At 27.6% G+C, this 26,806-nt stretch carries 25 protein-coding genes and 3 pseudogenes; 22 read left to right on the top strand and 6 right to left on the bottom strand.

Annotation, left to right across the window (positions count from 1 at the left end; translation table 4 throughout):
- Positions 1-219: 219 nt before the first annotated feature.
- A complete protein-coding gene (locus MBOVPG45_RS04835; RefSeq protein ID WP_041309138.1) occupies positions 220-639 on the bottom strand; it encodes a hypothetical protein in 420 nt (139 codons plus the stop codon).
- 41 nt (positions 640-680) lie between these two features.
- Entirely contained in the window at positions 681-824 is a 144-nt protein-coding gene (locus MBOVPG45_RS04830; protein WP_214461865.1) for a variable surface lipoprotein, read from the bottom strand.
- Between the two features lie 83 nt (positions 825-907).
- Here MBOVPG45_RS04830 and MBOVPG45_RS05030 point away from each other — a divergent pair.
- Positions 908-1,663 (top strand): annotated as a pseudogene (locus tag MBOVPG45_RS05030) (MAG6410 family transglutaminase-related lipoprotein); the annotation flags it as partial.
- 94 nt (positions 1,664-1,757) lie between these two features.
- On the opposite strand, the gene MBOVPG45_RS02530 reads toward MBOVPG45_RS05030, so the two are convergent.
- Positions 1,758-3,281, bottom strand: a complete 1,524-nt coding sequence (locus MBOVPG45_RS02530) for a BspA family leucine-rich repeat surface protein (RefSeq protein WP_013456182.1) — start codon at positions 3,279-3,281, stop codon at positions 1,758-1,760.
- A 56-nt stretch (positions 3,282-3,337) separates the two neighbouring features.
- Complete coding sequence (locus MBOVPG45_RS02525; RefSeq protein WP_013456319.1) at positions 3,338-4,066, bottom strand: purine-nucleoside phosphorylase; 729 nt, start codon at positions 4,064-4,066, stop codon at positions 3,338-3,340.
- Between the two features lie 169 nt (positions 4,067-4,235).
- Here MBOVPG45_RS02525 and mnmA point away from each other — a divergent pair, with 169 nt between their 5' ends.
- From mnmA to MBOVPG45_RS02485, 8 genes are all read left to right on the top strand, one after another.
- Entirely contained in the window at positions 4,236-5,360 is a 1,125-nt protein-coding gene (gene mnmA / locus MBOVPG45_RS02520) for a tRNA 2-thiouridine(34) synthase MnmA (RefSeq protein ID WP_013455944.1), read from the top strand.
- 10 nt (positions 5,361-5,370) lie between these two features.
- Positions 5,371-8,013, top strand: a complete 2,643-nt coding sequence (gene alaS / locus MBOVPG45_RS02515; RefSeq protein ID WP_013456137.1) for an alanine--tRNA ligase — start codon at positions 5,371-5,373, stop codon at positions 8,011-8,013.
- Positions 8,006-8,446 carry a Holliday junction resolvase RuvX gene (gene ruvX / locus MBOVPG45_RS02510; protein ID WP_013456187.1) on the top strand — a complete coding sequence of 147 codons (441 nt, stop codon included), beginning with the start codon at positions 8,006-8,008 and terminating at the stop codon, positions 8,444-8,446. Before alaS ends, ruvX begins: the two co-directional genes overlap by 8 nt.
- Positions 8,436-9,164, top strand: a complete 729-nt coding sequence (locus MBOVPG45_RS02505) for a BC85_0335 family putative methyltransferase (RefSeq protein WP_013456305.1) — start codon at positions 8,436-8,438, stop codon at positions 9,162-9,164. The genes ruvX and MBOVPG45_RS02505 overlap by 11 nt, the downstream gene beginning before the upstream one ends.
- A 283-nt stretch (positions 9,165-9,447) precedes the next feature.
- Positions 9,448-11,619: an MAG2960 family serine endopeptidase lipoprotein gene (locus tag MBOVPG45_RS02500; RefSeq protein WP_013456453.1), complete on the top strand. Its 2,172-nt coding sequence runs from the start codon at positions 9,448-9,450 to the stop codon at positions 11,617-11,619.
- Between the two features lie 174 nt (positions 11,620-11,793).
- A complete protein-coding gene (locus MBOVPG45_RS02495) occupies positions 11,794-12,516 on the top strand; it encodes an SDR family oxidoreductase (protein WP_013456554.1) in 723 nt (240 codons plus the stop codon).
- Positions 12,517-12,840: 324 nt separating this feature from the next.
- Positions 12,841-13,293 (top strand): Panacea domain-containing protein, encoded by a 453-nt coding sequence (locus MBOVPG45_RS02490; RefSeq protein ID WP_013455952.1) that lies wholly within the window; start codon positions 12,841-12,843, stop codon positions 13,291-13,293.
- Between the two features lie 2 nt (positions 13,294-13,295).
- Complete coding sequence (locus tag MBOVPG45_RS02485; protein WP_013456130.1) at positions 13,296-13,685, top strand: MAG6450 family protein; 390 nt, start codon at positions 13,296-13,298, stop codon at positions 13,683-13,685.
- A 196-nt stretch (positions 13,686-13,881) separates the two neighbouring features.
- Here the strand turns inward: MBOVPG45_RS02485 and MBOVPG45_RS02480 are convergent, their stop codons facing one another.
- On the bottom strand, positions 13,882-15,555 hold the full coding sequence (locus MBOVPG45_RS02480) for an IS1634-like element ISMbov3 family transposase (RefSeq protein ID WP_013455961.1): 1,674 nt from the start codon (positions 15,553-15,555) through the stop codon (positions 13,882-13,884).
- Positions 15,556-15,782: 227 nt separating this feature from the next.
- On the opposite strand from MBOVPG45_RS02480, the pseudogene MBOVPG45_RS05025 reads away from it, so the two are divergent.
- Positions 15,783-17,176 (top strand): annotated as a pseudogene (locus MBOVPG45_RS05025) (BspA family leucine-rich repeat surface protein).
- Between the two features lie 14 nt (positions 17,177-17,190).
- On the opposite strand, the pseudogene MBOVPG45_RS04515 reads toward MBOVPG45_RS05025, so the two are convergent.
- Positions 17,191-17,460, bottom strand: a pseudogene (locus tag MBOVPG45_RS04515) (transposase); the annotation flags it as partial.
- Positions 17,461-17,887: 427 nt separating this feature from the next.
- On the opposite strand from MBOVPG45_RS04515, the gene MBOVPG45_RS04635 reads away from it, so the two are divergent.
- From MBOVPG45_RS04635 to MBOVPG45_RS04820, 12 genes are all read left to right on the top strand, one after another.
- Complete coding sequence (locus MBOVPG45_RS04635; protein WP_158303906.1) at positions 17,888-18,040, top strand: hypothetical protein; 153 nt, start codon at positions 17,888-17,890, stop codon at positions 18,038-18,040.
- A gap of 184 nt (positions 18,041-18,224) precedes the next feature.
- Positions 18,225-18,347 (top strand): hypothetical protein, encoded by a 123-nt coding sequence (locus MBOVPG45_RS04825; RefSeq protein WP_013456052.1) that lies wholly within the window; start codon positions 18,225-18,227, stop codon positions 18,345-18,347.
- A 36-nt stretch (positions 18,348-18,383) separates the two neighbouring features.
- Positions 18,384-19,745: a hypothetical protein gene (locus MBOVPG45_RS02460; protein ID WP_013456219.1), complete on the top strand. Its 1,362-nt coding sequence runs from the start codon at positions 18,384-18,386 to the stop codon at positions 19,743-19,745.
- Positions 19,746-21,755 carry a type IV secretory system conjugative DNA transfer family protein gene (locus tag MBOVPG45_RS02455; RefSeq protein WP_013456140.1) on the top strand — a complete coding sequence of 670 codons (2,010 nt, stop codon included), beginning with the start codon at positions 19,746-19,748 and terminating at the stop codon, positions 21,753-21,755.
- A gap of 57 nt (positions 21,756-21,812) precedes the next feature.
- Positions 21,813-22,079 carry a hypothetical protein gene (locus MBOVPG45_RS02450; RefSeq protein ID WP_013456441.1) on the top strand — a complete coding sequence of 89 codons (267 nt, stop codon included), beginning with the start codon at positions 21,813-21,815 and terminating at the stop codon, positions 22,077-22,079.
- On the top strand, positions 22,072-22,923 hold the full coding sequence (locus tag MBOVPG45_RS02445; protein ID WP_013456316.1) for an Mbov_0389 family ICE element HExxH motif-containing protein: 852 nt from the start codon (positions 22,072-22,074) through the stop codon (positions 22,921-22,923). The genes MBOVPG45_RS02450 and MBOVPG45_RS02445 overlap by 8 nt, the downstream gene beginning before the upstream one ends.
- Positions 22,916-23,182, top strand: a complete 267-nt coding sequence (locus MBOVPG45_RS02440; RefSeq protein WP_013456601.1) for a hypothetical protein — start codon at positions 22,916-22,918, stop codon at positions 23,180-23,182. Before MBOVPG45_RS02445 ends, MBOVPG45_RS02440 begins: the two co-directional genes overlap by 8 nt.
- Positions 23,160-23,591, top strand: coding sequence for a single-stranded DNA-binding protein (locus MBOVPG45_RS02435; protein ID WP_013456525.1), 432 nt, complete (start codon positions 23,160-23,162; stop codon positions 23,589-23,591). Before MBOVPG45_RS02440 ends, MBOVPG45_RS02435 begins: the two co-directional genes overlap by 23 nt.
- A gap of 12 nt (positions 23,592-23,603) precedes the next feature.
- On the top strand, positions 23,604-24,266 hold the full coding sequence (locus MBOVPG45_RS02430; RefSeq protein ID WP_013456420.1) for an Mbov_0392 family ICE element protein: 663 nt from the start codon (positions 23,604-23,606) through the stop codon (positions 24,264-24,266).
- Positions 24,267-24,281: 15 nt separating this feature from the next.
- Positions 24,282-24,941, top strand: coding sequence for an Mbov_0392 family ICE element protein (locus MBOVPG45_RS02425; protein WP_013456013.1), 660 nt, complete (start codon positions 24,282-24,284; stop codon positions 24,939-24,941).
- A 226-nt stretch (positions 24,942-25,167) separates the two neighbouring features.
- Entirely contained in the window at positions 25,168-26,676 is a 1,509-nt protein-coding gene (locus tag MBOVPG45_RS02420) for an MAG3960 family lipoprotein (RefSeq protein ID WP_013456593.1), read from the top strand.
- Entirely contained in the window at positions 26,669-26,791 is a 123-nt protein-coding gene (locus MBOVPG45_RS04820; protein ID WP_013954775.1) for a hypothetical protein, read from the top strand. Before MBOVPG45_RS02420 ends, MBOVPG45_RS04820 begins: the two co-directional genes overlap by 8 nt.
- The last annotated feature ends 15 nt before the right edge of the window (positions 26,792-26,806 follow it).

Genomic DNA, 26,806 nt, shown 5'->3' with positions numbered 1-26,806 from the left:
CTATAAACTCCTTAACGGTTTTGAATCAACTTTCAGGTTTTTGTCTTTTTTCTACTATGTTCTTAAATTGTAAGTAATAGTTCCACTTATGACCAAGGCGACCACGATAAATATCTCCAAATCAATTATTTAAAACATCAGAGTAATTTGAGTTTTTTATTAAGTTTTCATTTTCTTTTTCTGTTTTTTCATAATCTTTTCGAATTTTTTCAAGTTGTTCTAATAAGTCTCTAGGGTCATCACTTTGTTCTTTTTCTTTAATATTATCTTCTTGGTGGTTTTGATTATCTTGAATTTGTGGGTTAGTATTTGAAGAAGAATTACCAGAACCACTAGGGTCATCACTTTGTTCTTTTTCTTTAATATTATCTTCTTGGTGGTTTTGATTATCTTGAGTTTGTGGGGTAGTATTTGGAGAAGAATTACCAGAACCACTAGGGTCATCACTTTGCTCTTTTTCTTTAATATTATCTTCTTGGTGGTTTTGATTATCTTGAATTTGTGGGGTAGTATTTGGAGAAGAATTACCAGAACCACTAGGGTCATCACTTTGTTCTTTTTCTTTAATATTATCTTCTTGGTGGTTTTGATTATCTTGAGTTTGTGGGGTAGTATTTGGAGAAGAATTACCAGAACCATTAGGTTTTTCTTCTTTACTCTTATCTTCTTGTTGCTTTTGATTATCTATAGTTTGGGGGGGTAATATTATTAATTATGCTTTCATCTGTTCGATTCTTGTTTTGACATGATGCAGCTATTAATGGCATTGAAGAAATTGAAATTATTGAAGATAAAGAAATAATTATTTTATTTGTCTTTTTCATAATTTTTTTTCCTAAATTTTTATAGTTTTATATTATCTAATTATTTGTTTTAAATTATAAAATAAATATTTTAAAAAAATAAGATACACAAAGTCTTTAGTAATAATTTCCAACTTAAAGAAATTAGTGCATCAGCAAGTCAAAATACTAATTCAGACAAAACATTTGGCAAATATTCATTAAAAGTTACATTAAATCTAAATGAAGTATCTTCAGATAAAGGAAACTTTATTGTAACAAATGCAATGGTTAATAATGTTAAAAAAGTTAGTGATGGCCATATTGTTTACTTAGATCACTTTGCAAAATACGAAAAAACTAAAGTTAAACTAGATATTAAAAAATATGGCCATAAATTCAATATTACTGGCACAAATGAATTTGAATTTGATGTTCAAAAATATGAAACACCAAAAGCAAAATTAATTGCTTTAAGTGACAAATCAATAAAATTAATTGATGTTTCTTCTGGCATGGAATACAGAAATAACTTTGGTGAGTGAAAAGATATTACAAGTAATGACTTTGTAGTAAAAGACGCTGTACATGGCTCAGTATCAGTTCGTTATAAAAACGGTGTTGATAAATATGAATCTGATATTCAAGTAATTTCATAACTAAAAGGTAATGATAATGATGTTAGAAACAAGGTTAAGGTTCATAATGGAGTGATTTTTGGTGTTGATAACACAATGGAATTTCGTTTAGAAAATCAAAGCGAATGAAAACAAATTACAACTTGAAAAATAGAAAAACTAGCAAAAGAAACTTATCAAATAAGAACAAAGGCAACCGAAAATGATTTAGCTTCTGAAGTAATTACAGTCACTGTAAATTAAAATTAGTTAGAAAAAAACTCCAGGGATGGAGTTTTTCGCCTGTTTTATAAAGTTAATGGAATTTCTAAGAATTGTCACATAAGCCAATACGCTTTTATTTCATAGACATTGATTTTTTGCATATTTCGCATTGATTATTTTTTTCACAACAGAACATAGGACAATTTTCAAGTTTACATTCTGGCTCTTTTAATTTACATTTTAATCCTGAATTGTTGCAAAAATTATTATGGTTAGTAACTTTTTTGACATCTCATCCACTTATATTTTTGTCAAATTTTGCTGCTCCATCGAACATAAATGACATATTTGTAACATTGCTTGTTTTTCAATTTGAAAGTTCTTGATTGAATTCAGCAGCGCCATAAAACATCGATTGCATATTTGTTACATTATAAGTATCTCAACTATTTAGTGGACTATTGAACTTTTTGGCATTATAAAATGTTGCTGACATATCTGTAACTTTTGTAGTTTTTCATTTTGATAAGTCTTGGTTGAAATTTTCAGCGCCACTAAAAGTTTCAGATAAATTAGATATGTTTGAAGTATCTCAATTTTCAATACCCATAACTTTTTCGCTTTTTAATCCACTAAATGTTTTTTCCAAGCTTGTGATTACTGAAGGTAGTTCGCTTGGAACTCGTTTAATATTTTTTGGTAATGTAGGGACTCTAATAACTCCTTTGTAATCGTGAAAGCCAATTTTTGTTATTACTGTGGCATCAATATTAGATAGATCTCATCCGTCATCGGTGACCTCTTTACCATTTTTGTCAATATATTTGGTGGGAACTGTACCTCCCCTAGCAAACCCTATTTCAAGCTTTATATCATGCTTGTTTTCAACTTTAACAGTAATTTCTTTATTGTTGTTATTTCCTTGCAAATTATTAGTACCAGAAATACTATTGCCTTTTAATAATGAAGTAATGTAAACATTTTTTTGATCTTTGTCAAGGGAAATTTTGCTATCTTCTCTGTTTACTTTTTTAACTAACTGCCCAAAAACCTCACCTAAGGTCATTAGACTATGTAATTTATTTTTAAATGATTTCTCTCAGGTTGTTTTTACCAATCCGACTGTTTCATTGTGGTATTTTTCTTGTTCGCTATTTGTTCTAGCTCTATATTTAAGCTTTATTTCGCCTGAAAAATCATCCTTATTCTTTGAAGTAATAGTTGAACCTTGTTTTGAAATATTTTCAACACTTAGTGATTGTAATGCTTTTTCATTTAAGCCTGGATTTTCTTTTTTTACTAAATCTATAATTTCTTTTTCAGTTGGTAAGCTATCATTTGTGATGATTAATCCAAAACTAGTTTTATTAATAAGCGAACTTAAATCTACAGGCTCAGACTTCATTGGTGATGGATTATCATCCATCATCTTATTCCCATCATTTAATTTTAATTCATCCATATCTACAGGCTCAGACTTCATTGGCGATGAATTATCATCCATATCTATAGGCTTAGTAATAATACTTGAATCATTATTAATTATTAAAGGCTTATTTTTATTTTTTTGTTGCAAAGTAATTGGCACCGCAATTGCTGTTGCAAGAGCAATTGTGCCAATTACTGATGAAAGGGCAATAGTAAGTTTTTTCTTCATATTTACAATAGTCCTTTTAATATATTTAAAATATCATCTGGATATAAAAAAACTAATTAATTTTCAATGTGCTTGTAGATATTGTCTAAAGCATTAAGAGCAACTTCAAACATTTGTGAAAATTCTAATAACCTTTCATCACTAGTCATTGACTTTCCTGTTACTATATTTTCTGAAACGCTTAATAAAGCGGCCGCTTTTTTGTTACATCTTTTCGCAGTTGTAAATAAGCCAAAGCATTCATTATCAACTACTTGACACTTAGTTTTATTTATTGTTTCTTCTAAGGATCTTATGCTATAAAAAACATCGGTTGTGTGGCAAGAGACATCTAAAACATTTATTTTCTTCTTTTTAGCTGATCTTTTTAATAGTTTAACAATTTCTTTATCAGGGTAAGCATTGTGTGTTTTTTCGCCTGTCATAAGCGAAACAAACCCTAGTCCATCAGCATATGCCCTCTTTACCAAAACGGGCTGTTTAACATCTAAATTGTCAACATATGAACCTGTTGAGCCTAGTCTTATAATTACGTCAACATCATATTCAGTAAATAACTCATAGGCATAGATTCCCATACTAGCTACTCCCATTCCGCTAGCTCCAATAGTTACTAATTTCCCTTTATATTCGCCTGTATAAAAGTAAATGTTTCTTACTAATGAAACTAATTTTGGATTAGTTAAAAATTTTTTAGCCATGTATTCTGCTCTTAATGGATCTCCTGGCATTAAGACAATCTTAGCAATTTCGCCTTTATTGCAACTTAAATGTGGTGTAGGCATAGTGACTCCTAAATATCAAAATGTAATTGTTTTTATTATAGCATACGCAACTGTTGTGACTTAATTTATAAAAGAGCAAACAAGAAAAATTAAATATCAAGAATATCTAAAAATGCGTCTGCAAATAAGGAATTGAGAGCCAAATAAATGGTAAAATTTAGAAATAATTATGTCTAATAAGAAAAAAGTAATTTTAGGAATGTCAGGTGGCGTTGATTCGTCTGTTTGTGCATATTTATTGCTTAAACAAGGCTATGAAGTTGAAGGCCTTTTTATGCGTAACTGAGACTCAATGCTTAATAACGATTTTTTAGGTAATGAAAATATTTCACAGGATATATGCCCACAAGAACAAGACTATCATGATGCTTTAGAAGTGGCAAATAAATTAGGAATTAAGCTTCACAGAGTTGATTTTGTGAATGAATACTGAAATGATGTTTTTAAAACATTTATTTCTGAATATGAAGCCGGAAGAACTCCAAATCCAGATATTTTGTGTAACAAATATATTAAATTTAAGGCTTTTAGTGACTATGCTTTTAATAATCTTGGAGCTGATTATATTGCAATGGGTCATTATGCTAAAGTTACTGATGGCAGGCTTTATCGGGCCAAAGACCAGAATAAAGATCAAACATACTTTTTGGCACAATTAAGTCATGAGCAATTAAAAAGGGTGCTTATGCCTTTAGCTGAATTTAACTCAAAAGAGGAAGTAAGAAAAATAGCACAAGAGCAAGGTTTAATAACTGCTAGCAAAAAAGATTCAACTGGTATATGTTTTATAGGTGAGCGTAAATTTACAAAGTTTTTACAAAATTATATTCCGATGCAACCTGGAGATATTGTTGATATAAGAACTAATAATAAGCTTGGTAAGCATGAAGGATGTTTCTATTACACAATAGGCCAAAGAAAAGGACTTAATTTAGGCGGACAAGCTGAGCCATATTATGTTTGTGGACATGATGTGAAGAAAAACATTTTATATGTTGCGCCTAGCAGTGATTTAAGTTATTTAACTTCTGATGCACTATTAGCAACAGGGCTTACCCTTAATCATAATGACTTTGATCATAATAATCTAAGTGCTAAATTTAGATACAGACAAGAGAATATTCCAGTAACAATTGAATTATTACCGAATAATACTATAAAAGTTTATTATCCGTCAGAAGCACAAGCTGTTACACCTGGCCAACAAGTAGTGATTTATGAAGGCCAAAAATGTCTTGGCGGAGCAGTTATTGAAAAAATTTATTATAAGGGCAGTGAAAAAACTTATTTATAAGGCGGTATTTATGAAAAAATTAACATCGACTGAGATAAGACAGAAGTGATTAGATTTTTTTGAATCAAAAAATCACTTAGTAATTGAAAGCAAGTCATTAATTCCTGTTAATGATCCATCACTATTATGAATTAATTCAGGTGTTGCAACTTTGAAAAATTACTTTTCTGGTAAAAAAGTACCACCTGCATTTAGACTTACTAATAGTCAAAAAGCCATAAGAACTAATGATATAGAAAATGTAGGCGTAACCAGCAGGCACCATACCTTTTTTGAAATGCTTGGCAATTTTTCAATTGGCAACTATTTTAAAAAAGAAGCTATTGCATATGCTAAAGAATTTTTAGTAAATGTCTTAGAAATGGACTTTGAAAAATTATACTTTACATACTATGAAGAAGATTTAGAAGCTAAAAATTATTGACTAGAAAATGGCGTTGATGAATCGCATTTAATTAGCGGTACAAGAGACACAAATTTTTGAGATTTAGGATCTGGCCCATGTGGACCATGTACTGAAATTTTTTATGACCGTGGTGAAAAATATGACAGCCGTGGGATTGATTTATTAAAAAATGATATAGAAAATGACAGGTATATTGAAATCTGAAATATAGTTTTTTCACAATTCAATAATGATGGCGAAGGTAATTACACTGAATTAAAGCAAAAAAACATCGATACTGGTGCTGGCTTAGAAAGATTAGCAAGCATTATGCAGGATGTACCTACTAACTACGATTCTGATTTATTTATTAACATTATTAGAGAAATTGAAAAATACTCACGATATAAATATATAATAGAAAACTATTTTGTTAAAGATGAGCATCAGAGTGAAATTAACACTAATTTTAAGATTATTGCCGACCATATTAGAACAGTAGTTAACGCAATAGCCGATGGCGCAAAAGTTTCTAATGTTGGTCGTGGTTATATAATTAGAAGACTTTTAAGAAGGTCATACTACAAAGGTATGCAATTGGGTATAAAAGACTTATTTTTACACAAATTGGTCAAAGTGGTAAAAGATTCATTACCTTATGAATATGATGAAAAAGATGTTATTGACGCTATTAAAGAAGAAGAGTTATTGTTTAGCAAGACAATTGAAAAAGGCAAAATATTATTAGAGTCATTTTTAGATAATGAAAACAAAGTTTTTGATGGTGCTGTTGCATTCAATTTATTGGAAACATATGGTTTTCCAATTGAACTTACAGCTGAAATATTACATCAAAAAGGCATCAGAGTTGACATGGAGGCCTTTGAATTAGCTAAAGAAAAACATGCCTTAGCTTCAAAAGGTGGTAAAGCTACTGGGATGGATAAAGTTATTAACTCACTAGCATTAATTGATAAAAAAATGGATAACTTTGTTGGTTATTCTGAGCTAAGCGCTAGTTCTAAAGTGCTTAAACTTTTTGATGAAGAAAATGAAGTAGAAAGCTTTGAAACAGGCGGATATGTGCTTTTAGAAACTACTCCATTTTATGCAACTAGTGGCGGTCAAAGACATGATAAAGGCTTTATTATCCAAGGCGAAAATAAGATCAAAATAATTGATGTTTTCAAAGATAAATTTGGCAACCACATTCATTTTGTAGAAGGAAAAATGAATAACTATGAACCAGTTTCTTCATTTGTTGATCCTAACATAAGAATTGGCTTAGAAAGAAACCACTCAGGGACTCACTTATTATTCTGCGCTTTAAGAAATGTCTTGGGTTCTCACATTGAGCAATTAGGTTCAGATAATAATGAAGAAAGACTCACATTTGACTTTCCAGCTGATGAAAAACCTAGTGATGAACAAATAAAAGCAATAGAAGATTTAGTAAGAAGCTACATTACAAAATCTATTGACCGTGAATATATCACAACCACAGTTGATAAAGCTAGAGAAATGGGTGCAATCATGACCTTAGAAGAGGGTGAATATATGGATCCTAGGGCAGTTAGAGTTGTTCGTTTTGGTGATATAACTAGTGACCTATGTGGTGGTACTCACTTAAGCAATACTTCAAAATTGGAAAGCTTTAAAATTACTAATGTCGAGAAAAAACAAGCAGGTGTATTTAGAATTAGAGCTATAAGTTCTATCAAATTGGTTAATGAATACTTAAGTGAAGTTAATAAAAAACTTAACGAAGAATTAGCTACAATTATCAAAAAAATTAAGGAGCTTAAAAATGACTATGTAGCTCCTGTGATTAATGAAAATGAGCCTGATATTGAAACATTGAATTTATCAATTAATAAAAGAATTGATGAGCTCAGAGAAGTTTACAAACAATTATTAAAAGAAAGCTCAAATCTTGAATTTGACTATGAAACAGTCAAATTTGACAAAATTAATAATTATGATGTTTACATTAATTTAGATGTTGATGCTTCATCAGTTAAATTAATTGCTGCTTCAATAAGAGATAAATTCCAATCAGGCAAAACAGTAGCCATAATAGGATCAAAAAATGAAAAGGAATTATTGCTAGCTATTGCAACCAGAGCAATTGATGCTAATAAAATGTTCAAAAAACTATCTTCAGAACTTAACGGCCGTGGTGGTGGTGCACCAATATTAGCTATGGGCAAGATGAATTATTCTGAAAATATTGAAAGTCTAATTAAGGACTATTTACTTAATGCGTAAGCTTTCATTTGACTTAGGAACCAAAACATGTGGCTTTGCAATTAGCGACATATTAGAAATAAGCGCTAATGCCTTGGAAACAATAAGATTTGATGAAAATGATTTTAATGTTGTAATAACCAAAGTTAAGGAAATAATAAAAATGTATCAAAATTCAATTGATGCTTTTGTTTTAGGTTATCCGCTTAGGAGTAATGGTTCAAAAAGCGAAAGAACTGTAATGGTTGATAATTTTGCTACTCTTTTAGCTAATGAATTTCCAGGCATTAATATTTACTTAGTTGATGAATATGGTTCAACAATTAAGGCACAAAGAATTTTAAAGGATGCTAAACTATCTAATAAAAAAACAAAAAGCAAAAAAGATACTGTCAGTGCTGTTATCATATTAAATGATTTCTTACAATATGGAGGTCAAAAATATGAGCTTTAAGGAAAAGTTAGTCCAAAATGGCTCTCCAACTTCTTTAGGTTGAGGCTTAATCGCTTCAGCAATAATAGCATCTTTAATAGGCATAATAACTTCAATTACTGTTTTTGTAAGAGCGTTTAAAATTAGAAAACAATTTAATAAAACTCTGGAAGAAAATGCTAAAAATGCAATAATGAAAATTAAAGGCTCTGAGTTAGATGCTAAAGATGAATTTATTAATAAAGCTTTTAGCACAAATATTAATGAATTTGATATGCTTCATATAGTTAAGTCTGTTTATTTAAATTATGCGCAAAATGTCTTAATTGATGGGCTTAATTTAGAAAATTTATATCTTACTCTTAAAACAATGACCTTAGCAAACATAGAAATTGATCTCAGAGCAATAAATTCCAAAACTTGAAATGAAGCAGTAATCAAATTCAAGGACAAAATAACAGAAAAGCCTTGTTTTATAGACTCAGAAGACAAAAAGTATAATTTAATCATTAGCGCTAATGATAATAGTAGCAATACTGAAATTTTTAACAAACTATACCCAAAATTAACACTTGGCGGCCTTTTAATGGTTATTCAGAATCCTATTATTAAAAGTGACTTAAAAGATTTAAAAAGAGATCTAAAAATCAAAAACATTCGTTTTGAAGCTTCTAAAAATAAAGCTTTATTTTTATACATTGTTAAGTCTGAATCTGACAGTTTACCATATCTACAATAGAAATAAATAGTTTGGCCAGTGTGCGCATACTATTTTTTTACTTATTTATTATGACAATAAAAAAATAAAAAGACAATATTAGCCAGGACAGAAAATTTTAGGATAAAACAATGTAATTATTTTTTTATATTTATGCAATCAAACAGCATTTTGCATTAATAAAAAAGTTTATTTTAAAAAAAATAATGGTTATAATGATAGCGAAATCAAAATAGCATTATAATGCTATATCACAAAACCTAACTCGATAAATTCAAACAATAATAATTTTGAGGTTCTAAATATGTCATACATTAAGTTAGAGAAGAAGTTCAAACTGCTATTAGGTACAATTACATCTGCAGTGCCACTATCTTTTGTTTTATCTTGCACAAATAATAAAGAGTCTGTTCTACCTAAATTAGACGATGATAAAATGATTGATAAAAACAGTGATACTGAAGCCAAAACTCCTATAAAACAGGCAGACAAGCATTTTTTAGCTATTGATCAATTAATTAAATTAAGCCCAAGAGAAATACATTCTAAAACAAAGACTTATATAGAAAAAAATAAAAAATTTAAGAACTTTTTAAAGACCAGAAATATTAACTTTATATCCGAAGAATATCCAAGACATGAAAACGAATTAGATAAAGAATATTGAACCTATGCAAAGTACTTAGGCGAATATGGCAATCATGGAGATGATTCATATCAAAAAACTCAATTTTTTAATCCTTCAATTCCTATAGGTCATTATTTAAATCATCAACACCTAGAAAAATTTAGTGAAGAAGAAGTAAAAGGTTTAGAAGTTAAAACTATAGATCTTAGTAGCCTAATTAGAAATAATCCATTTGGATATTTACCTTCAAATTTAAGCCAGCTACTATCTTATGCAACTTATGAATCTATAGAAAAGAAATTCAACTTAAGAAATATTTCAAACATAAAAAGTAGCTATGATGACATAAAAGGTGTTATATATTTACTTATTTATACAAATAATAATAAAAATAAACATTATTATCTAATAAACAAAGATAACAATAAAGAACTAAAAGCAAACATTGATTTTTTTACATATATAAAAGATCGTAGTATTGAGCTTAATGTTAATGCTAAACAATGAGTCAGCACAGTAGACCAACAAAAAAATATATCAGGAATTTTTAGTTTTCCTAAATTTCTTGGAACTGCTTGGGTAATTGATAGAATAAAAAATAATAACAAAGATTATTATGAATTATTGTTAGCTACAAATATGCATGTTTTTAACTTAAGAAGTGCATTTGATAAAACTTATCATTATGATAAATTTAAAAAATATGAAAGTGGTTATAAAGATAAGGATTATCAATGAAAAGAATTTCCTCCCGGATTCTATGATGGAATAAAAACAGATGATTCTGGTGACAATAGAAATATAAAACCTAAACCTGCTTTTAAAGTAGGCAGAATTAAAGAAAACTCTTTAGATTTAGACTTTGGAGTTTTTGAAAAAAATAAGTATAAATATGAATTAGATCATAGTGACAGAATTGATGCTTTTGAAGATGCCTATGCACAATATTTAGATGCGCCATATTATACCCCAAGATATGAAAGCAATAATACATACCTAAAAGCTATTGAAAAAATTCCTGAAACGTTAAAGAACAATTTTAGTTATTTTAATACTAAAAATTCAGGTGCAGATTTTCTAACGCTCCGTTTAAAAATTAAAAAAGATAAATTAAAAAATGTATTACCTAAGTTAGCAAGTGTTATTGGAACAGATGAAGAAAAAGATTTTTATGTCAACTTTAGTAATAAAGAATTTAGTCCAATTAAAACGCAGTTTTATGCAGGGTATCCAAAACACTGGGATCCTTTTTCAAAGAAGTCTCAATTTAGAGGTATAAAATCAGAAGGTGGGATTATTTCAACTAAAAGAAGAATTGTTGATGAAAATTGATTTAGAGATGTGTGATTAAGATATGATGAAAAATTAAATAAAGAATATAATTCTGAAAATAATTTATGAGAAAAATATCAACAACCATTTATTAAGAAAAAAGATAAAGATGATAAATATCAACTTATTAAAGAAGAACATGGAATGCCACTTACTACGCTAGATCAATTTTCTACACTGTATACAAATATACCTTTTGGTGATCTTAATCTAAAAGAGGGAGCTTCTGGTTCAATGGCGATTGATTCATCATTTAATGTAATAGGAATACTTAATACAAGAGTAGATAACGTAATTGGGGATAAAAAAGTAATTAAGTTTGATAAACCATATGGAAAAGACGGAATAATTGATGGTATAGTAGTAAGACCACAAACTAATGGAATTGTTTTGTTTAAGAGTTTAAGTGATGACTATATTGGCAAAGAAAAACAACCTTTTATCATTGATGGATTAAAAAACAAACTAATTAATGACAAATTAGAAACAATTAAATTAAACCCTAACAGTAAATAATTAAGAATGTGCTATAAGCATATTTTTATTTACTCTTTCAGTTTTCTATCATTAAAAAGCTGTTTTATAGGATTTTTAGCAAATTGTATTATTCCAACAAGACATGCATTTTGCTTTATGCTAATTCATTTTTTAATAAAATAAAATTGTTAACTAACTAAATTTAAGGACTATATGAAAAAACTAATTGCAATAACTGGCGCTAATTCTGGCATTGGACTAGCTTCAGCAAAATTATTTGCTTCTAAAAATTACCCTATGCTTTTAATTGATAAAAATATTGATGTCTTAGAGACAATAGATTTCAAAAACTGTTTAATTAAAAAGATTGATGTAAGAGATTTTAATAGTCTTAATCAAGCCATTATTGAAGCACAAAAAGAATTTGGTTCAGTTGATTTAATGCTTAATAATGCTGGCATTATGCCCCTAGATAAGTACTATGAGCAATCATTGCAAGATAAATATGACATTATAGACACCAATATAAAAGGTGTAATTAATGGTATGGATGCCGTACTTCCATCAATGATAAAAGAAAACAGCGGAACAATAATTAATATAAGTAGCACTGCAGGTAGATTTACTTATGATGATCACTCAGTTTATAATGGTTCAAAATTTGCAGTCAATGCTATAACTCAGCAAGCTAGAAGAGAACTAGCACATACCAACATTAGGTTTTCATTAATAGAGCCAGCAATTGTAAATACAAACTTATTAAGCACAGTTAAAAATCAAAAAATTAAGGACGAATACTTGCAATTCCAAAGAAGTATTGATAATGGTTTAAAACCCGAAACAATAGCTCAGACTATTTTATATATTTATGAACTGCCACAGGATGTGACTATTAAAGAAATTTTGATTTCACATACGAACGAATCTGAGGTTTAAGTTTTTTATTTTGTTTTATATCGTGGCAGCTCAATCATCTATAAAATAGTGATATACATAACTATTTATTACATAGTAAAGCACAATTAATTATTTCAATACTTAAAGATAAAATTCCAGAACATGTGCTTAATAATTCAAATATTGTTTTAGAGCTATCACCAAATGACAAACTTTTTAAAGTTTAATTTTTACTAAAAAACTAATTAGAAAGTAATTACTTTATAATTACTCGCTAATTATATTCTAATTGCATTATTAGGTATTTTACTAGTACTTTTTTAAGTGTGATAAAATTTATAATGTAATTAAAGGAGTTGAAATATGAACAAGAAATATAGTTATAAAGATGTTTCAAACTGATTTTTGTCAAAAGAAAGTATGACTCCTAAAAAGCTTCAAAAATTAACATATTATGCTGAAGCATGAGCAAATGCATTGCTTGGTGAAGGCATTCTAAGTGACACTGCTTTTCAAGCATGAGTTCATGGTCCAGTTTCTCCTGAACTTTGACATGATTATAAAGAATATGGCTGAAATGAAATTGAACAATTAAAGCCAAATGATGAGAAATTCAGCAAAAACATTTTAGAGCTACTAGATGCTGTTTGGATTACTTATGGGGATAAATCAGGATATGAATTAGAAGCAATATCACATTCAGAAGAACCATGGCTAAAAGCTAGAAATGGTCTATCAGAATTTGAAATATCAACTAAAGTAATTGATCCGGCCGATATGAAAAATTTTTATAAAAGCATTTATTCAGGAGATTAACTTTGAATAAAAAATTAACAAGTGAGTTAAATTTAAATAAGAAAACAAATTTATTTCATACAAACAAAGAGATAGTTTTTAAGTTTGCAATTGTAAATAAACTAGATAATGGGTATGATTTTAAATCTTTGGATTTAGATGGATTAAAGAAGTTTAATAATTTTGTTAATGACATTCTTGAAAAAAAGATGACAATATCTCAAGTAGAAAAAACATATATGAGAAAACGTTTTAAGCCATTAGTTAAAAGGCACATTGAAGAGCAAGATATGGATGTTAGAGAAATTCATTTAGGTAAAGATCAGCAAAAATTTAGACTATTTGGCTATTTTAATGAGAACAATTATTTTGTATTAACAAAAATTGATTCTAAACACAATTTTAACGAATAGAAGCATTTGTGTTTAACTAATAAATTACTATGAAATTTCATAGTTTTTTTATTTAATTTCATACATTAAAAATAGTGTTAAATTTCAACATAAATATTTTGTGTATTCCTACGTTTCCCAGTTTAAGCATAAAACAAGAAAACATAATTATGTAAATTTTTGATTTCATAAGTTATGTTTTTTTACAATGTAATGTCTAAGTGACTTTTTCTTTTGTTAAAAGTTCTAATAATATTTGATAAGTTTGCCAACTTTCTTGTAACTCGTCGTTATAAACTTGTATAGTTTCGATTTTTTGTTTATTTACAAATACTTCAATTTCTTTAACTTCTTTGATAACATTAATCACTTTATGCTCAGTAATTTTACTTTTTCCAGTCAGTCCTAATTTTGAATTTAGAATGTAGATGATGTAATTTAAAAACACTAATGAAATGAAACATAAACAGATGTAACCAACAATATGGTTTCAAGTTGATAAATACATTGGACGAAGAGATAATTTACCTTTTAATGTCTTGAAATTAGACTCAATTTGTCATTGTTTTGAATATAAATTAATAACTTCTTTTACTGATAAATCTGTTCTGTTTGTTTCGTAAACATAGTATCCATCATATTTTTGATCTTCTTGTATTTTTTCTATGTCAAGTTCATAAAATGCACCTTTGTTTATAGGTTTGAAGAATCTATATTTTTTAGATCCCGCTAGATCATCACAAGAAACAAGATTATCTTTATTCATTTTCTTAGTGAAATTTTGAATTAAAATGTCTCTATCGTTTTTGTCTTTAGTTGCTCGTTTTTGGCTAAAACTAATTATTTGTCTTCTAAAATGTTCATTAATTCTTTTTTTATTGTATGATGATGCAATATCACGAGTTTTGTATATCAAACCACCATCATTTACATAATCTTTTTCATCTAATACATACTCTTTAAATTGTTTGCTTCCAGCTTTCATTCTATATGAAATTATGTATTTTCAATTCTTAGATTCTAAAAATCTAATATTTCTATTAACACTCATTCCTTTGTCAGCAATTATAGTTACACTGTTAACTTCATAAATATCTGCAATTTCAAGCATAAATGGTATGAAAGTATTTGAATCGGTAACATTTCCTGGAAATATTTTGTAGTGTAACGGTATCCCATTTTCATCAGTTGCCATACCTATAACAATCTGGTCTTCTTTAAATTTTCCATCTTTTGAATAGCCAGGTTTTTTATAACCTTCACGAGAAAATGTTTCAAAATAAGTAGTTGTTGCATCAAATCATAATACATCAATTTTTCTATTAGTATTTGCACAAATTTGTGCATTTAAATTTCTTAAAATTTCATCTTTGTTTTTTGCTATATAGTCTAATGATCTATAAAATGAATTTTTTGAATAAGTGTCTATTTTTTCTTTTTTTGCTGTCATATAAGTGTTAAAAACGCTTATTGGATTTTTAATTCTTTGATAAATCAACTGTAAAACAACATCTTTTAATGTTGTCGATTTTGTGGGTGAACAATCGTTAAAAATATTTAAATAATCAAATAGTTTTTCAACTACTTCGTAACCTTTGAACCTTTCTAAAACTTCTTTTTTGGTCTCTTTTTTCTCTTTAAGAATCTCATCTAATTTAGTTCTTGCTTGTTCTTTTGTTCAAGACAATGGAAAGTTTGCAATAATTGCTTTGATAATTGTTAGCGGATCATCGTGATATTGTTTTAATTCATGCAAATAACCATATCCTAATCTGTATACAAAACCTTTGTTATCTGGTCTTGGCACTCCAATTGATAAGTATTCACCTTTTTTGACTCTTGCTATTGATGTTCTTCATTGTCTTTTTGCATCATTTTTCGACTTCTTCATGTTTTTATTATATCATATTTAAGCATAAAAGTATAATAAATTATATTTTTTTATAAAAAAATATAGTCGCCGAAAACTGAGTGTTTTCGCGACTAAGTGGGAAACGTAGGATAAATATTTTGTGTATTTTTGTTTTATGGTATAAATAGGATGTTTTTACAACATATTAATATTATTGATGAATTATTTACATATAAACCAAGTAAATTAAAGGAAAAAACTTTAGAATGAAGAAGATTAAAAAAATTATATCTATTGGATCTTTATCATCTCTCTTACTTATGCCATTAGTTGCTGCTTCTTGTAAGAAAAATGATAATGATGAAAAAGTTCAAATAATAAACAACGAATCTAACTCGCAAACTTCAAAACAGATGACCCCCCCAATTCTATTAATGATAATGATGATAAGTCTGATAAAAATGAGAAAACAGACAACAATCAAAATTCAGAATCTCTAGTAAATCCAAACGAAACAGATGATGAAAAAGAAAAGAAGAAAATAGAAGAAGAAAAGCAAAAGAAATTAGAAGAAGAAAAGAAAAAAATAGAAGATGAAAAGAAGAAAATAGAGGAAGAAAAGAAATTAAAAGAGAAACAAGAGCAAGAAGATAAAAATAATATTGAGAAAGTTAAAAAAATCATAGAAGAACAAAAGGATGCTTTCGGTTCATTTCATACTCGTAAAGACTTCTTAGACCAAATAAATGTTTTTGCTAAAGAAGAAGGAATTAAAAACTTAGAACTGGCTCATGGAAATAAAGATACAACTTTTGAAGTGGGTAATAATAAACCAGAAAATAATGTTAAATTACGTTTAGGGATTCATGAATTCGAAGTACAATTGGGAAAAGTTTTAAAAGATAGAGTGGCCACAAAATATTATATTGAAAATAATAAAGGAAACATCATTACAGTTCCAGATGGCAAGTTTTCAAATTTACAAGATAATGAGCAAAATGTAATTATTACTCAAATAGGTTATTCATTGAAAAGCAAAGAATATTCTAATAATGAAAAAGTAATAGAAATAGATAACATGCCAAAAAATACAAAAGAAGTTCCAAAACATCTTCCTTTGAAAATTTCAAGTCTAAAATTTGCTTTTAAAGACTTTAAATTTGAAAAAGTTTTAAACTTAGATAAATGAGATGTTTCTAATGTAGAATTAATGAATCAAATGTTTTATGATGCAAAAGAATTTAATCAAGATATTTCAAAATGAAATACTAAAAATGTAAAAAATATGTTATCTTTATTTGCTGGTGCAGAAAAATTTAACCAACCACTTAATTCGTGAAATGTGTCTAATGTAAGTCAAATGTCTGAAATGTTCCATGACGCAAAAAAATTTAACCAAGATTTAGATAAATGAGATGTTTCCAATGTAGTAGATATGGAATCAATGTTTAAAGGTGCAAATTCTTTTAATGGAAAAATAGAAAACTGAAACGTTCAGAAAGTTGGCAATATAGCTGAATTGTTTCTTTATGCGTATGCATTTTCAAAAGACTTGTCAAAATGAAGAATTAAAAAGGATGTAGTAGCAAAACCAAGTAATATATTTGAACCTAACTATAAATACAAACAAATAGTATTAAATGCCTGAAATAAAAATTAAAAGTTTCCCAAAAATTAACTATATAAGATTTTTTCAATAAGTTCCATACTTTTTTTGGGGAGCTCAGTTTCATACCAAATGTCATTTTTATATGGCATTTGTATTTTTTTATATTGCTTAAATATTTTCATTACATCAAGATAAGTTTTAGTCTCTAAAATTCTTGAGTCAGCAAATTTATTCTTTATTCTGTTTCCAATTATAAGGGTAAGCATATTTAAAAACTCATCACCATAAACACTGTAATCATCATGCTGTCTAACAGTTTCTAACTCTAATGTATTTTAAACTGTAAAAACAAAGTATAACTAGCCTCCTATTCAATCTGGGGGCTCTTTTATTTGCTCGCTTTAGGTAATTAATTTGCTCCAATGGTTATATTACAAAAAGCAGTTTTTAGCACATATGTTAAACGTAGAGACAATGCAATAAGCAATTATTTTTTCTAAGCAAAACAAAATATGAAAACCAAAAATACTAAGAACTAAATATAGGACAAATTTAACTACTTTTAAAAGTAAACTAAAAATTGACTACAAACATTTAAAAAATTTATGGAAGGAAAAGTGTTTTGGAATTACTAACATTTATAAAACAATCAGGACTAGTGTCAAATTTGTTTCAATTTCCAAATTAAAAAGCATTAACTTTAAGCGTTTTATACAAATTGCACAATTAAAGCTTTTGCAAATATAGGATATGCTGAACATAATGAAAATGCACAAAAATAATTCATTTTCAAAAAGCTTAATTCTATTTAAAAACGAGTATGAGTTCTTTGTCAATTCAAAAAGAATTACGCGGACATTTCAATCAATAAAACTAGATAATAAGAGATTTTTAATAAATTCAATTATCAACTAGAAGGTAATAGAAGGTATATAAAAGACAACTAATAAAGGTAATAAGAACTAGAAGGTAATAGAAGGTATATAAAAGACAATAAATAAAGACAATAAATAAAGACAATAACTAGAAGGTATATGAAAGGTAATAACTAGAAGAGATATAAAAGGTAATAAGAACTAGAAGGTAATAGAAGGTAAATATGAAAAATAAGATACTAGAGAATATTGATTCAAAAGTTAAAAACACTTTAAAAGCTTTAATTTCCGATATTAAGATAGAAACAAAATATACATATGAGTGTAATTTAGCAATCAAGGACTAAAAATTGTATTTATATTTTGAATTTGCTAAGCCTAAGATGAAAAAGAAGCCTAATAAAAATACTCATAAAATCCATAACTATGAATATTACACTAGCGGAAGATACATAGACTACATAAGCAGGCCAAGCGCTGTATATATTCAAAATGATAATGAGAATAGAACTACTTTATTAGCTGAAATGGATAGTAAAAAACTAAATGTTAATTTGTTTATGAAATCTAAATTGTTAATAAATCAATTATCCGAAAAGCATATAGATGGATATAGCCCTAAAGAAGAATCGAAAAAACTAGAAGGTAAAACTGGTTTACACAAGCTTTTTGAAAAAAATCTTATTGATATTGATCCAAAAGAAGCTAAAAAAGAGTTTGAAAAACTAGAAAACAATAATCAATTTATTTGAGAAATAACTCTTAATCCTGGCCAATTAGGCATTGATAATCAAATGGTTGATAAAAATGAATGAAACGAAATACTTAATAAGCATATGAAATCATTGCTTAAAGCTAATAAATTAGATCCTAACAAAATAGAAGGCTACTGGGCATTGCACTCTAACAGCAAATATCCGCATATTCATTTAGGCTTTTTTGAAAAAGAAACTAATCATAGCAATAACTATAGACAATCTGGCAAATTTAGCTCTAAGTCGGTAGAACGCTTTAAGTATCTATTCGAAAATTCAATTAAGACTCAAGCTGAATATCAAAATTTATTTAGCCTTAAAAATAGTATTTGAAACAATAGAAAAGAAATTAAAGAACTATTCCTAAGCACTATTGCTTTAAATAATAAGCAAGAGACTAAGAGTTATGAAACTTTAAGCGCAAATGAATTGAAAATACTCAATGCGTCAAAAGTTATTGCCAACTTTTATAAAAATTCTAAAAGTAAATCTTATGCCGCTGCTAAGAATAACTTAGAAGTTAAAGAAGCTATTAATGATATTTATGAAGCAATAGTAGAAAATAATCAAAAAATAGCTCTAGCAGTTACTAAATATAAGCAAGAGTTCGAAAGTATAAATAAAGCAAAATTTAGCAATAAATATAGTACTGGACTAAAAGATGAATTTGATGCTAATGAAAAAGATGAATTCGAAAAGCAAATAGGCAACATAATTGTTAAACAGTGCTTAAAGATGAATGCTAAAGAAAAAGAAGTACAAACTAGCTTAAATTATCAAGAAAAGGATCTAAAGCAAGACTTTAATGATGATGAATTACCTATAGGCCTAAGTTTCTATCCTTATAAGTATGATGAAATTTCTAAACTTAAGAGAATGATAAGAAGTTTAAATTATGAATTTAACCGCTTAAGTAGAAGTCAAAAATTCCAAGCTTTAAGAAAGTACAAAAAGAATATATCCGGAGTAAAGTCGAAAGTTATTTTATAAATGAGTGATAAAAAAGCAATTAAGAAAAGTAAAGTTCAACATTTTTTAATTTATACATTTGTTTTTATTATCTGACCTAGCATATGTTTATTACTACTACCTATACTTACGTATTTAATACAAGCTAAAAGTGCAAGTATTTTTGAAAGCTGAGTAAAAGGACAACGCAGTTTTATAAACGATATATGGCTATTTTGAAAAATAAATACTAACTATAGAAACTATTCATTCTTAATTATTTTTGCTGGTATGTTATTTTGATTCATTGCTTTAAGCTATCAAGTGTGAATAAGATGAATAATTTACAAAATTAAGAATAGAAATAATTCTAATAGTGAAAATAACTGAACTTATAATCAATTTACTAATGAAGGAAGCAGTAAATTACTCCGTAAAAAGTTTAAAAGTGGCAAGGCAAACTTTATTTTAGGAAAAGTCGATAAGCCTATATGAAACAACCCTTATATTGTCAATAATACTGACGCACACGGGATAGTAATAGGTATAGCTGGTAGTAAAAAAACTGAAAAAATTGTTATTCCATCAATACACTATAATGCCAATTTAGACTATAAAGAACGACCTAATATGATAATTTCTGATCCTAAAAAGCAAATATTAGCTAGAACCGGCAATATCTTAAAGCAAAAAGGATATGAAATAAAAGTATTTGACTTTATAGATCCTAAAAACTCACTAAATTGAAATCCCTTACAGCAAATATGAGATGAATTACACTCAATTAAAAAAGAAGACTTAAGTGATGATAATTACAATAAGGCATTTGAAAAAATTATCGAAATTACTGACGCATTGCCCTGGCCTTTAGAAAGAGACACAATTTGAGTTAATCAAGCTAAGGCAATGATTCATGTAGTTATACAATTTCTACTCCTTTATAGCTTAGAAGATCCTAATTTTACAATTGAACACTTTACATTTAGAAACGTCGCAGCTTATACTTCGGCGGCAGTATTTAAACAAGGCAAATGAATTGAGATAACTACTAAAAATAAAGAAAAAAATAAATACTGAAGCAACTTATTTAAAGAACAAGATCAATTAGTAAACATAGTTAATGAAACGCTTTCTGGTATGTTAGCTAATGCAAGTAATGTATTAATTGCCTTTAGCCAAAATCCGACTGTATCTAAGCTAACTAGCAAAACTAATATTAATATTAAAGAAGTTGTAAGAAATGATAAGCCTTATGTTGTTTTCCTTTGTTTCCCTGATCATAAACAAGTATTTAATTTCCTACTTAGCATGTTAGTTACACAAATTTATCGAGACACTATTGACTATGCTAATTCATTAGCAAACCAAAAATTACCTCGAATGTTGCAATTCTATTTAGAAGAGTTTAACTCTTTAAGAATTCCTGAAATAGCTGACTGAATGTCAATTAGTAGAAGTAGAAATATTCTTTTCCTATTAGTTTTGCAATCATATGAACAATTAAGAAAATACAGTGAAAAAGGTAAAGACGCTGACGCAATTAAAGCACAAGCTAGACTAGTAATACTATTAGAAACTAATAGTGATGAAACTCTTAAGTCACTATCAAATACATTAGGCGAAAAAGCTGTTAAAAAGGAAAGCATTTCAAAACAAAGTGACAGTAATAGGCAAACTGTTTCTACGTCCGAAAGTAAAGAAAATGTAATGACTGTGGCTGAGTTAAAGTATAAAGATCCTGATATGACTATTATTTCATCCGGTGGTAGTAGGCCTATTGCCCTTAGACTTAAGCCTGCTTATAGTTATTTGAAAAAAGATTCTTATATTCATGACTACATTGATATTTATGATGGTGAGTTTACAACTGACTGAGATCTTAAGGAAATGAAAATAATAGATCTTTATAAAGCTAATACTCTTATTGATGAAGTCAAAATTGAAAAACAAGATGAAGATAGCATAGATATTAAAGATAAACTAGCTTTAATAAACTTTGAAGAAATAAAAAATTATAGCTGTTTTAATAGCAATAATGAAAGTTTAAGGTAGCCATAAGGCATATTAATGAATAAATTCAATTATGAGAATGAGAAAGAGTAAGAAGAAATGCAATTAGAAACTAATGAGATAAAAAGTCAATTAAGACAAATTCAAAAAGAATTAAAAACATTAAAAGACAAAATAGAAAAAACTAAAAAGCCTTATGCATTCGGCTTTGCTACATTTAAAAATAGTGTAACTGCTTTATATAACAAAATATTTGTATTTTTAGTCTCCAAGCCTTTTATTGGTTCTCTTAATTACTGTAAGAAAAAATATTCGTATATTTTAGAAATTAATAATAAAAATAAGTTTTTAGTTCCTAATGAATAATCAAGTTAAAACTACTAACATAAACTACATTTTAGAGAACAGCATTAAAGATATAAAAGAGTTCTTTTCTAAAGATTCAAAACTAAAAAATTTCTTAGCTTTTGCCGGCAAAATAAGCCCGCAATTATCATTAATTAATCTTAGATATTTGTATTTTAAAAGAAATACACTTAGTGAAAATAAAGAAATTAGAAAACCTACATTTAGCATAATCAAAACACTTAGTCAGTGACACGACTTAAATATTTATGCTAATAAAGATGAAAAGCCCCTGTACCTTTTTACTCCAATAAATAATAAAGCTACAAATGAAATAACTTTTAGTGCAATGAAAGTTTACGATATTTCGCAAACTAGCTATAAAAACTATAAAGCTAAGAAATGAGATGAAAATTCTTTTAAAGAAGCTATATTTACTCTCTTTAAAGACTATAGTATCAAATGAATTGATGATATAGAAATGCAAGGTGCAAAATTAGCTATTGATAATTTAAGCAAATACATATTCATTAATAAAAATTATAAAAAGTGAGAAAACTATTTAATATTGCACGAATATGCCCATCAATTAGCTAATCATAGTAGCAACGATAGAAAAGATATTCTAAAAGAATATCAAATTATAAAGGCCTGTGAAATGTTTATAAACTCCTTAGAGTTCGAAAATGAGTTTTATAAACAGGCCTATCCTAGATATGAAAATATGCAAGTATTGACTGTAATTAAAAGTTTAAGCAATAAAGAGAAATATAAGGTGTTAGATGAAATACTAACTATAGGCTACAAGCTTATTGATAAGTTTAGTAGTAGTGATGATATTTTAAAGGATGAAATATATGGATAGCAATGGTGAATGATTTTTATTTTTACATATTTTGAAAGAAGCTGTACATTTCTTTTTATATCTTAAAGAAAAAGAAGAAGCAGTGACAATAGGCCAAAAATTATTAGAAGTTGATAAGTGAATAGAAACTAATAAAGAAACTTTCTTTATTCCTAAAGGTTATAGTAAAGAAAAGTGGATAAAAGAATTAAGAACATGAATAAAAGAATCAATAGAAGAAGACAAGGAAGGTGACAATGAGTATGAGAAGAGAAGATAATAACACAATAGTATTAAGCGGAAATGTAGTTAATGATGAATATTATTTAAAAGAATTTAAAAGTAATAAAGATACTGATGGAAAACTACTTAAATTAAAGCTACATAGCACAAGCGGTAATAAGCACAATTACTTTGATATAGCACTATGAAATGCTAATGCACAGTTTATTTTAGAAAAAGTTAAAAAGAATGATCTTATTGAAATAATAGGACACTTAGAATCTGGATCATATTCTAAAGATAATGAAAAAGTTTATTTCTTAAGCATTGTCGCTGATAAAGTAAAAATTATCCAAACAGCTTATGAAGTTGAATTAGAAGAAAAAAGAGAAATTATTAAACATGCTAACACTAGCAGTTATAGTGCAGTAGATGTGCCAACGGCTGAATTTCTTATTGAAGACTAAAAAGGGGAAATAATGAAAAATTATTTTGAAAATTATTTTGAAAATTATTTCGAGAAATCAGATTATTATAATTTAGATTTTGTGTTTTCGACCTTCCCATGTGGAGCTGTAGCAAGTTACTTTAATGATAAAGCTAATGGTTACAAAGACGAATTAGACAAATTAACTTATGCAGAATTAATTAAAAAAACTATAGAGAATATGGCTGATTTGCCTACAAGAATTAATAAAAATATCTATAAGTCAATTCATCAAGAAAACGACTTAAATAAGTTAGCCGGATATTACAAATTAAGCAAAGAATTAGTCGATGATTTCGAAGTCACTGATATATGAGACGACTTTCTAAATAAAGAAGATATCCATAGACTCGATGACTTATGAAAACAATTAGATATTGACTTAAAAACTAAAGGCCTTGGTGCGAATCTCACTCTATTAAACTTCATATGAGAAAGAGACGCAGATATTGAATGAATAAGATTCGATGAACGTAAAAACCCATATGAAATTAGATATATAGATGACGAATTTGTAAACTGACTTTCTAGTCAAGACTTAGAAAACTACTCAAGTTCATATGATAAAGATGACTTTATAGACGAGTTCAAATTAGAAGAAAAATTAGTAAAAGAAAAACTAGAAGCCAAAAAAGAAAAAGCTTTGGTTATGTAAGGATAAAGTCAAATAATGAAAAAAAATTTTAATTTTAAAGATATAGCACATTTAACACAATATGTACATAAAAATGTTACTAATGAAATGATTAAAAATCATTTTGAGTATATGGCTAATAGTTATAAGGATGAATTAGACAAATTAGCTTATGCAGAATTAATTAAAAAAACTATAGAGAATATGGCTGATTTGCCTACAACAATTAATAAAAATATCTATAAGTCAATTTACAATGAAAACGACTTAGATAAGTTAGCTGGATATTACAAATTAAGCAAAGAATTAGTCGATAATAGTTACGAAGTTAATGATTTATGAGAAGACTTTTTAAATAAAGAAGATATCCATAGACTCGATGACTTATGAAGACAATTAGATATTGACTTAAAAACTAAAGGCCTTGGTGCGAATCTCACTCTATTAAACTACTTATGAGAAAGAGATCCAAATATTGAATGAATAAGATTCGATGAATATGAAAACCCAAACGAAATTAGATATATAGATCGCGAATTTTGAGACTACATTGCTGATGTAGACTTAGAAAACTACTTAAGTGCATATGATAAAGAAGACTTTATAGAAGAATTTAAATTAGTAAAAAAATTAAAAGAAGAAGAACTAGAAAAACTAGAAGCAAAAGAAGAAAAAACAAAAGCTTTGGTTATGTAAGGAGAAAAATGAGTAATTTTTCCCTAAAAAGTTCATCTTTTCCATAATGAACTTATTTACAAAATAACATTATGAAAGGATGGTTATTAAAGTAAAAATAAAACAAATTAAGAAGTAAAAGCAATGGTATTTACTTTAAAAAATAAGAGTTAACGGTCAATATTTTATCATAGATAAAATATTATGATATAATATATCTAACTAATTTTGATAGTGAGATAAGAAAATGAAAAAGAGAATGATAATAGGCGGACTAGGCTTAGTAACACTAATGCCTTTAGTTACAGTTAGTTGCAAATTTTTTGGACTTAATGTTAGTGAGATTATCACGGGTGGCCCATCTCATACAACGCCCCCTAGAAAAGATCCTGATCATAAAGATTCATTTAATGAAAATGAACAAGAGATTGTACCTACCAAATTTACATATAATGGCAAGACTTATACAATTAATAGAGAAGATATATTAGATACTAAAAATGCAGTTTATGCAAATTTAGTGCTTAATAATAACGCTGAAGGCTTTAAAAAATTAATTCCTAGTGTGGAAGAGTATAGAAAAGTTAAAAATTTATATGCTGATGATACTGGCTTTCCATCAATAGCTGAAGTTTCTTATTATGTTAGAAACTTAGAACACTTTAAAAATGGCTTTATTTATCGAGAAAAAAGCAATTCTCCGGAGAGAATTAGTAAAGATGAGTATATTTCTTTAGTTGATAAAGTTTCTGAAATTATGGCTAATTCTAATTTAGAGAAAGCATTAACTGGTGTTGATAAAGAATATGTTGACTTTGATAATGTTAGAAATTATACATTAGCAAAATTAGAAGAATTTCACGGTAAAGCCGGAAAGTATGAATGGGGTGAGTTAACAACAAAAAAAGTTTCCGACTTAGCACCTGGTTCATTTAAAATGGAAGAGTACTATAAAGAGATACCGCCTGAAAATAATTATGATGGATTAAGAACGAATGAATCAAAAAAGCGGCCATCTAAATTGTGAGTTTACAATAGGATGATCAATAATACTGATTTTTATAATTACAATAAAACTAATAAGCCTAATGAATTATTCATACATAATGAGTTTTTATACGGAAGAAAATTAGATCCTAAAAAGTATTATTTAGAAATTGATGTTCTAATGTTAATAATTTGACTTAAAGCCAAACGTTATACAATGCAATATCCATTGTGAAAAATGCTAACAACTTATTTAGAATTGCAAAAAGCTTTAATTAAAAAGCAAGAGTGAGATAAAGAGAAGTCGCTGACTGATAACTTTAAGAAGTTAAAACTAATTGAAAAGTTAGATAGCTTTCATGACGCAGTATTAGATTATATGAAATTAGGGCAATTAGTTGGCTTTACTGATGATAGATCTAATGATTTATACTTATTCCCTACTGATGTAAATAAAGAAGTTAAAACTGACTTTAGAGACGCTTATAGATGGGCATATTATGAGTATCATTTGTTTATACAGCCAATGTATGTTGCATTAAGCCGGGGCACTAAGGAAGCATTCGAGAAAGCATTCGAGAAAGAAGAATTAAAGCCTTACTATGACTTTATTTGAGAGAATATAAAGCTAGCTGATAAAGTTGATAAGCCTAGAATTTTAAGCAAAAATGAAGCCTTAGAAAAAGCAAAAGAAATAATTAAACACTATCAAAACAATTTTGGTTGAGAATTTAAAAGCGATGAATCTAGAGAAGATGAAGATGAATAATAAAAAAGAGTTGATTAAGTCTTTAAATGAAAATGTTGATAATTCATTAGAAGAAGTAATTGATGATAATGATCCTTTAGTTAAGCAAATTATTTTAGATCTTATACCTGAATAACTCTTAAAGTAATAA

Origin of the sequence: Mycoplasmopsis bovis PG45, assembly GCF_000183385.1 — a bacterium.
Classification (GTDB): Bacteria; Bacillota_I; Bacilli_A; order Mycoplasmatales; family Metamycoplasmataceae; genus Mycoplasmopsis; species Mycoplasmopsis bovis.
This window is presented reverse-complemented; position numbering and strand designations above follow the sequence as displayed.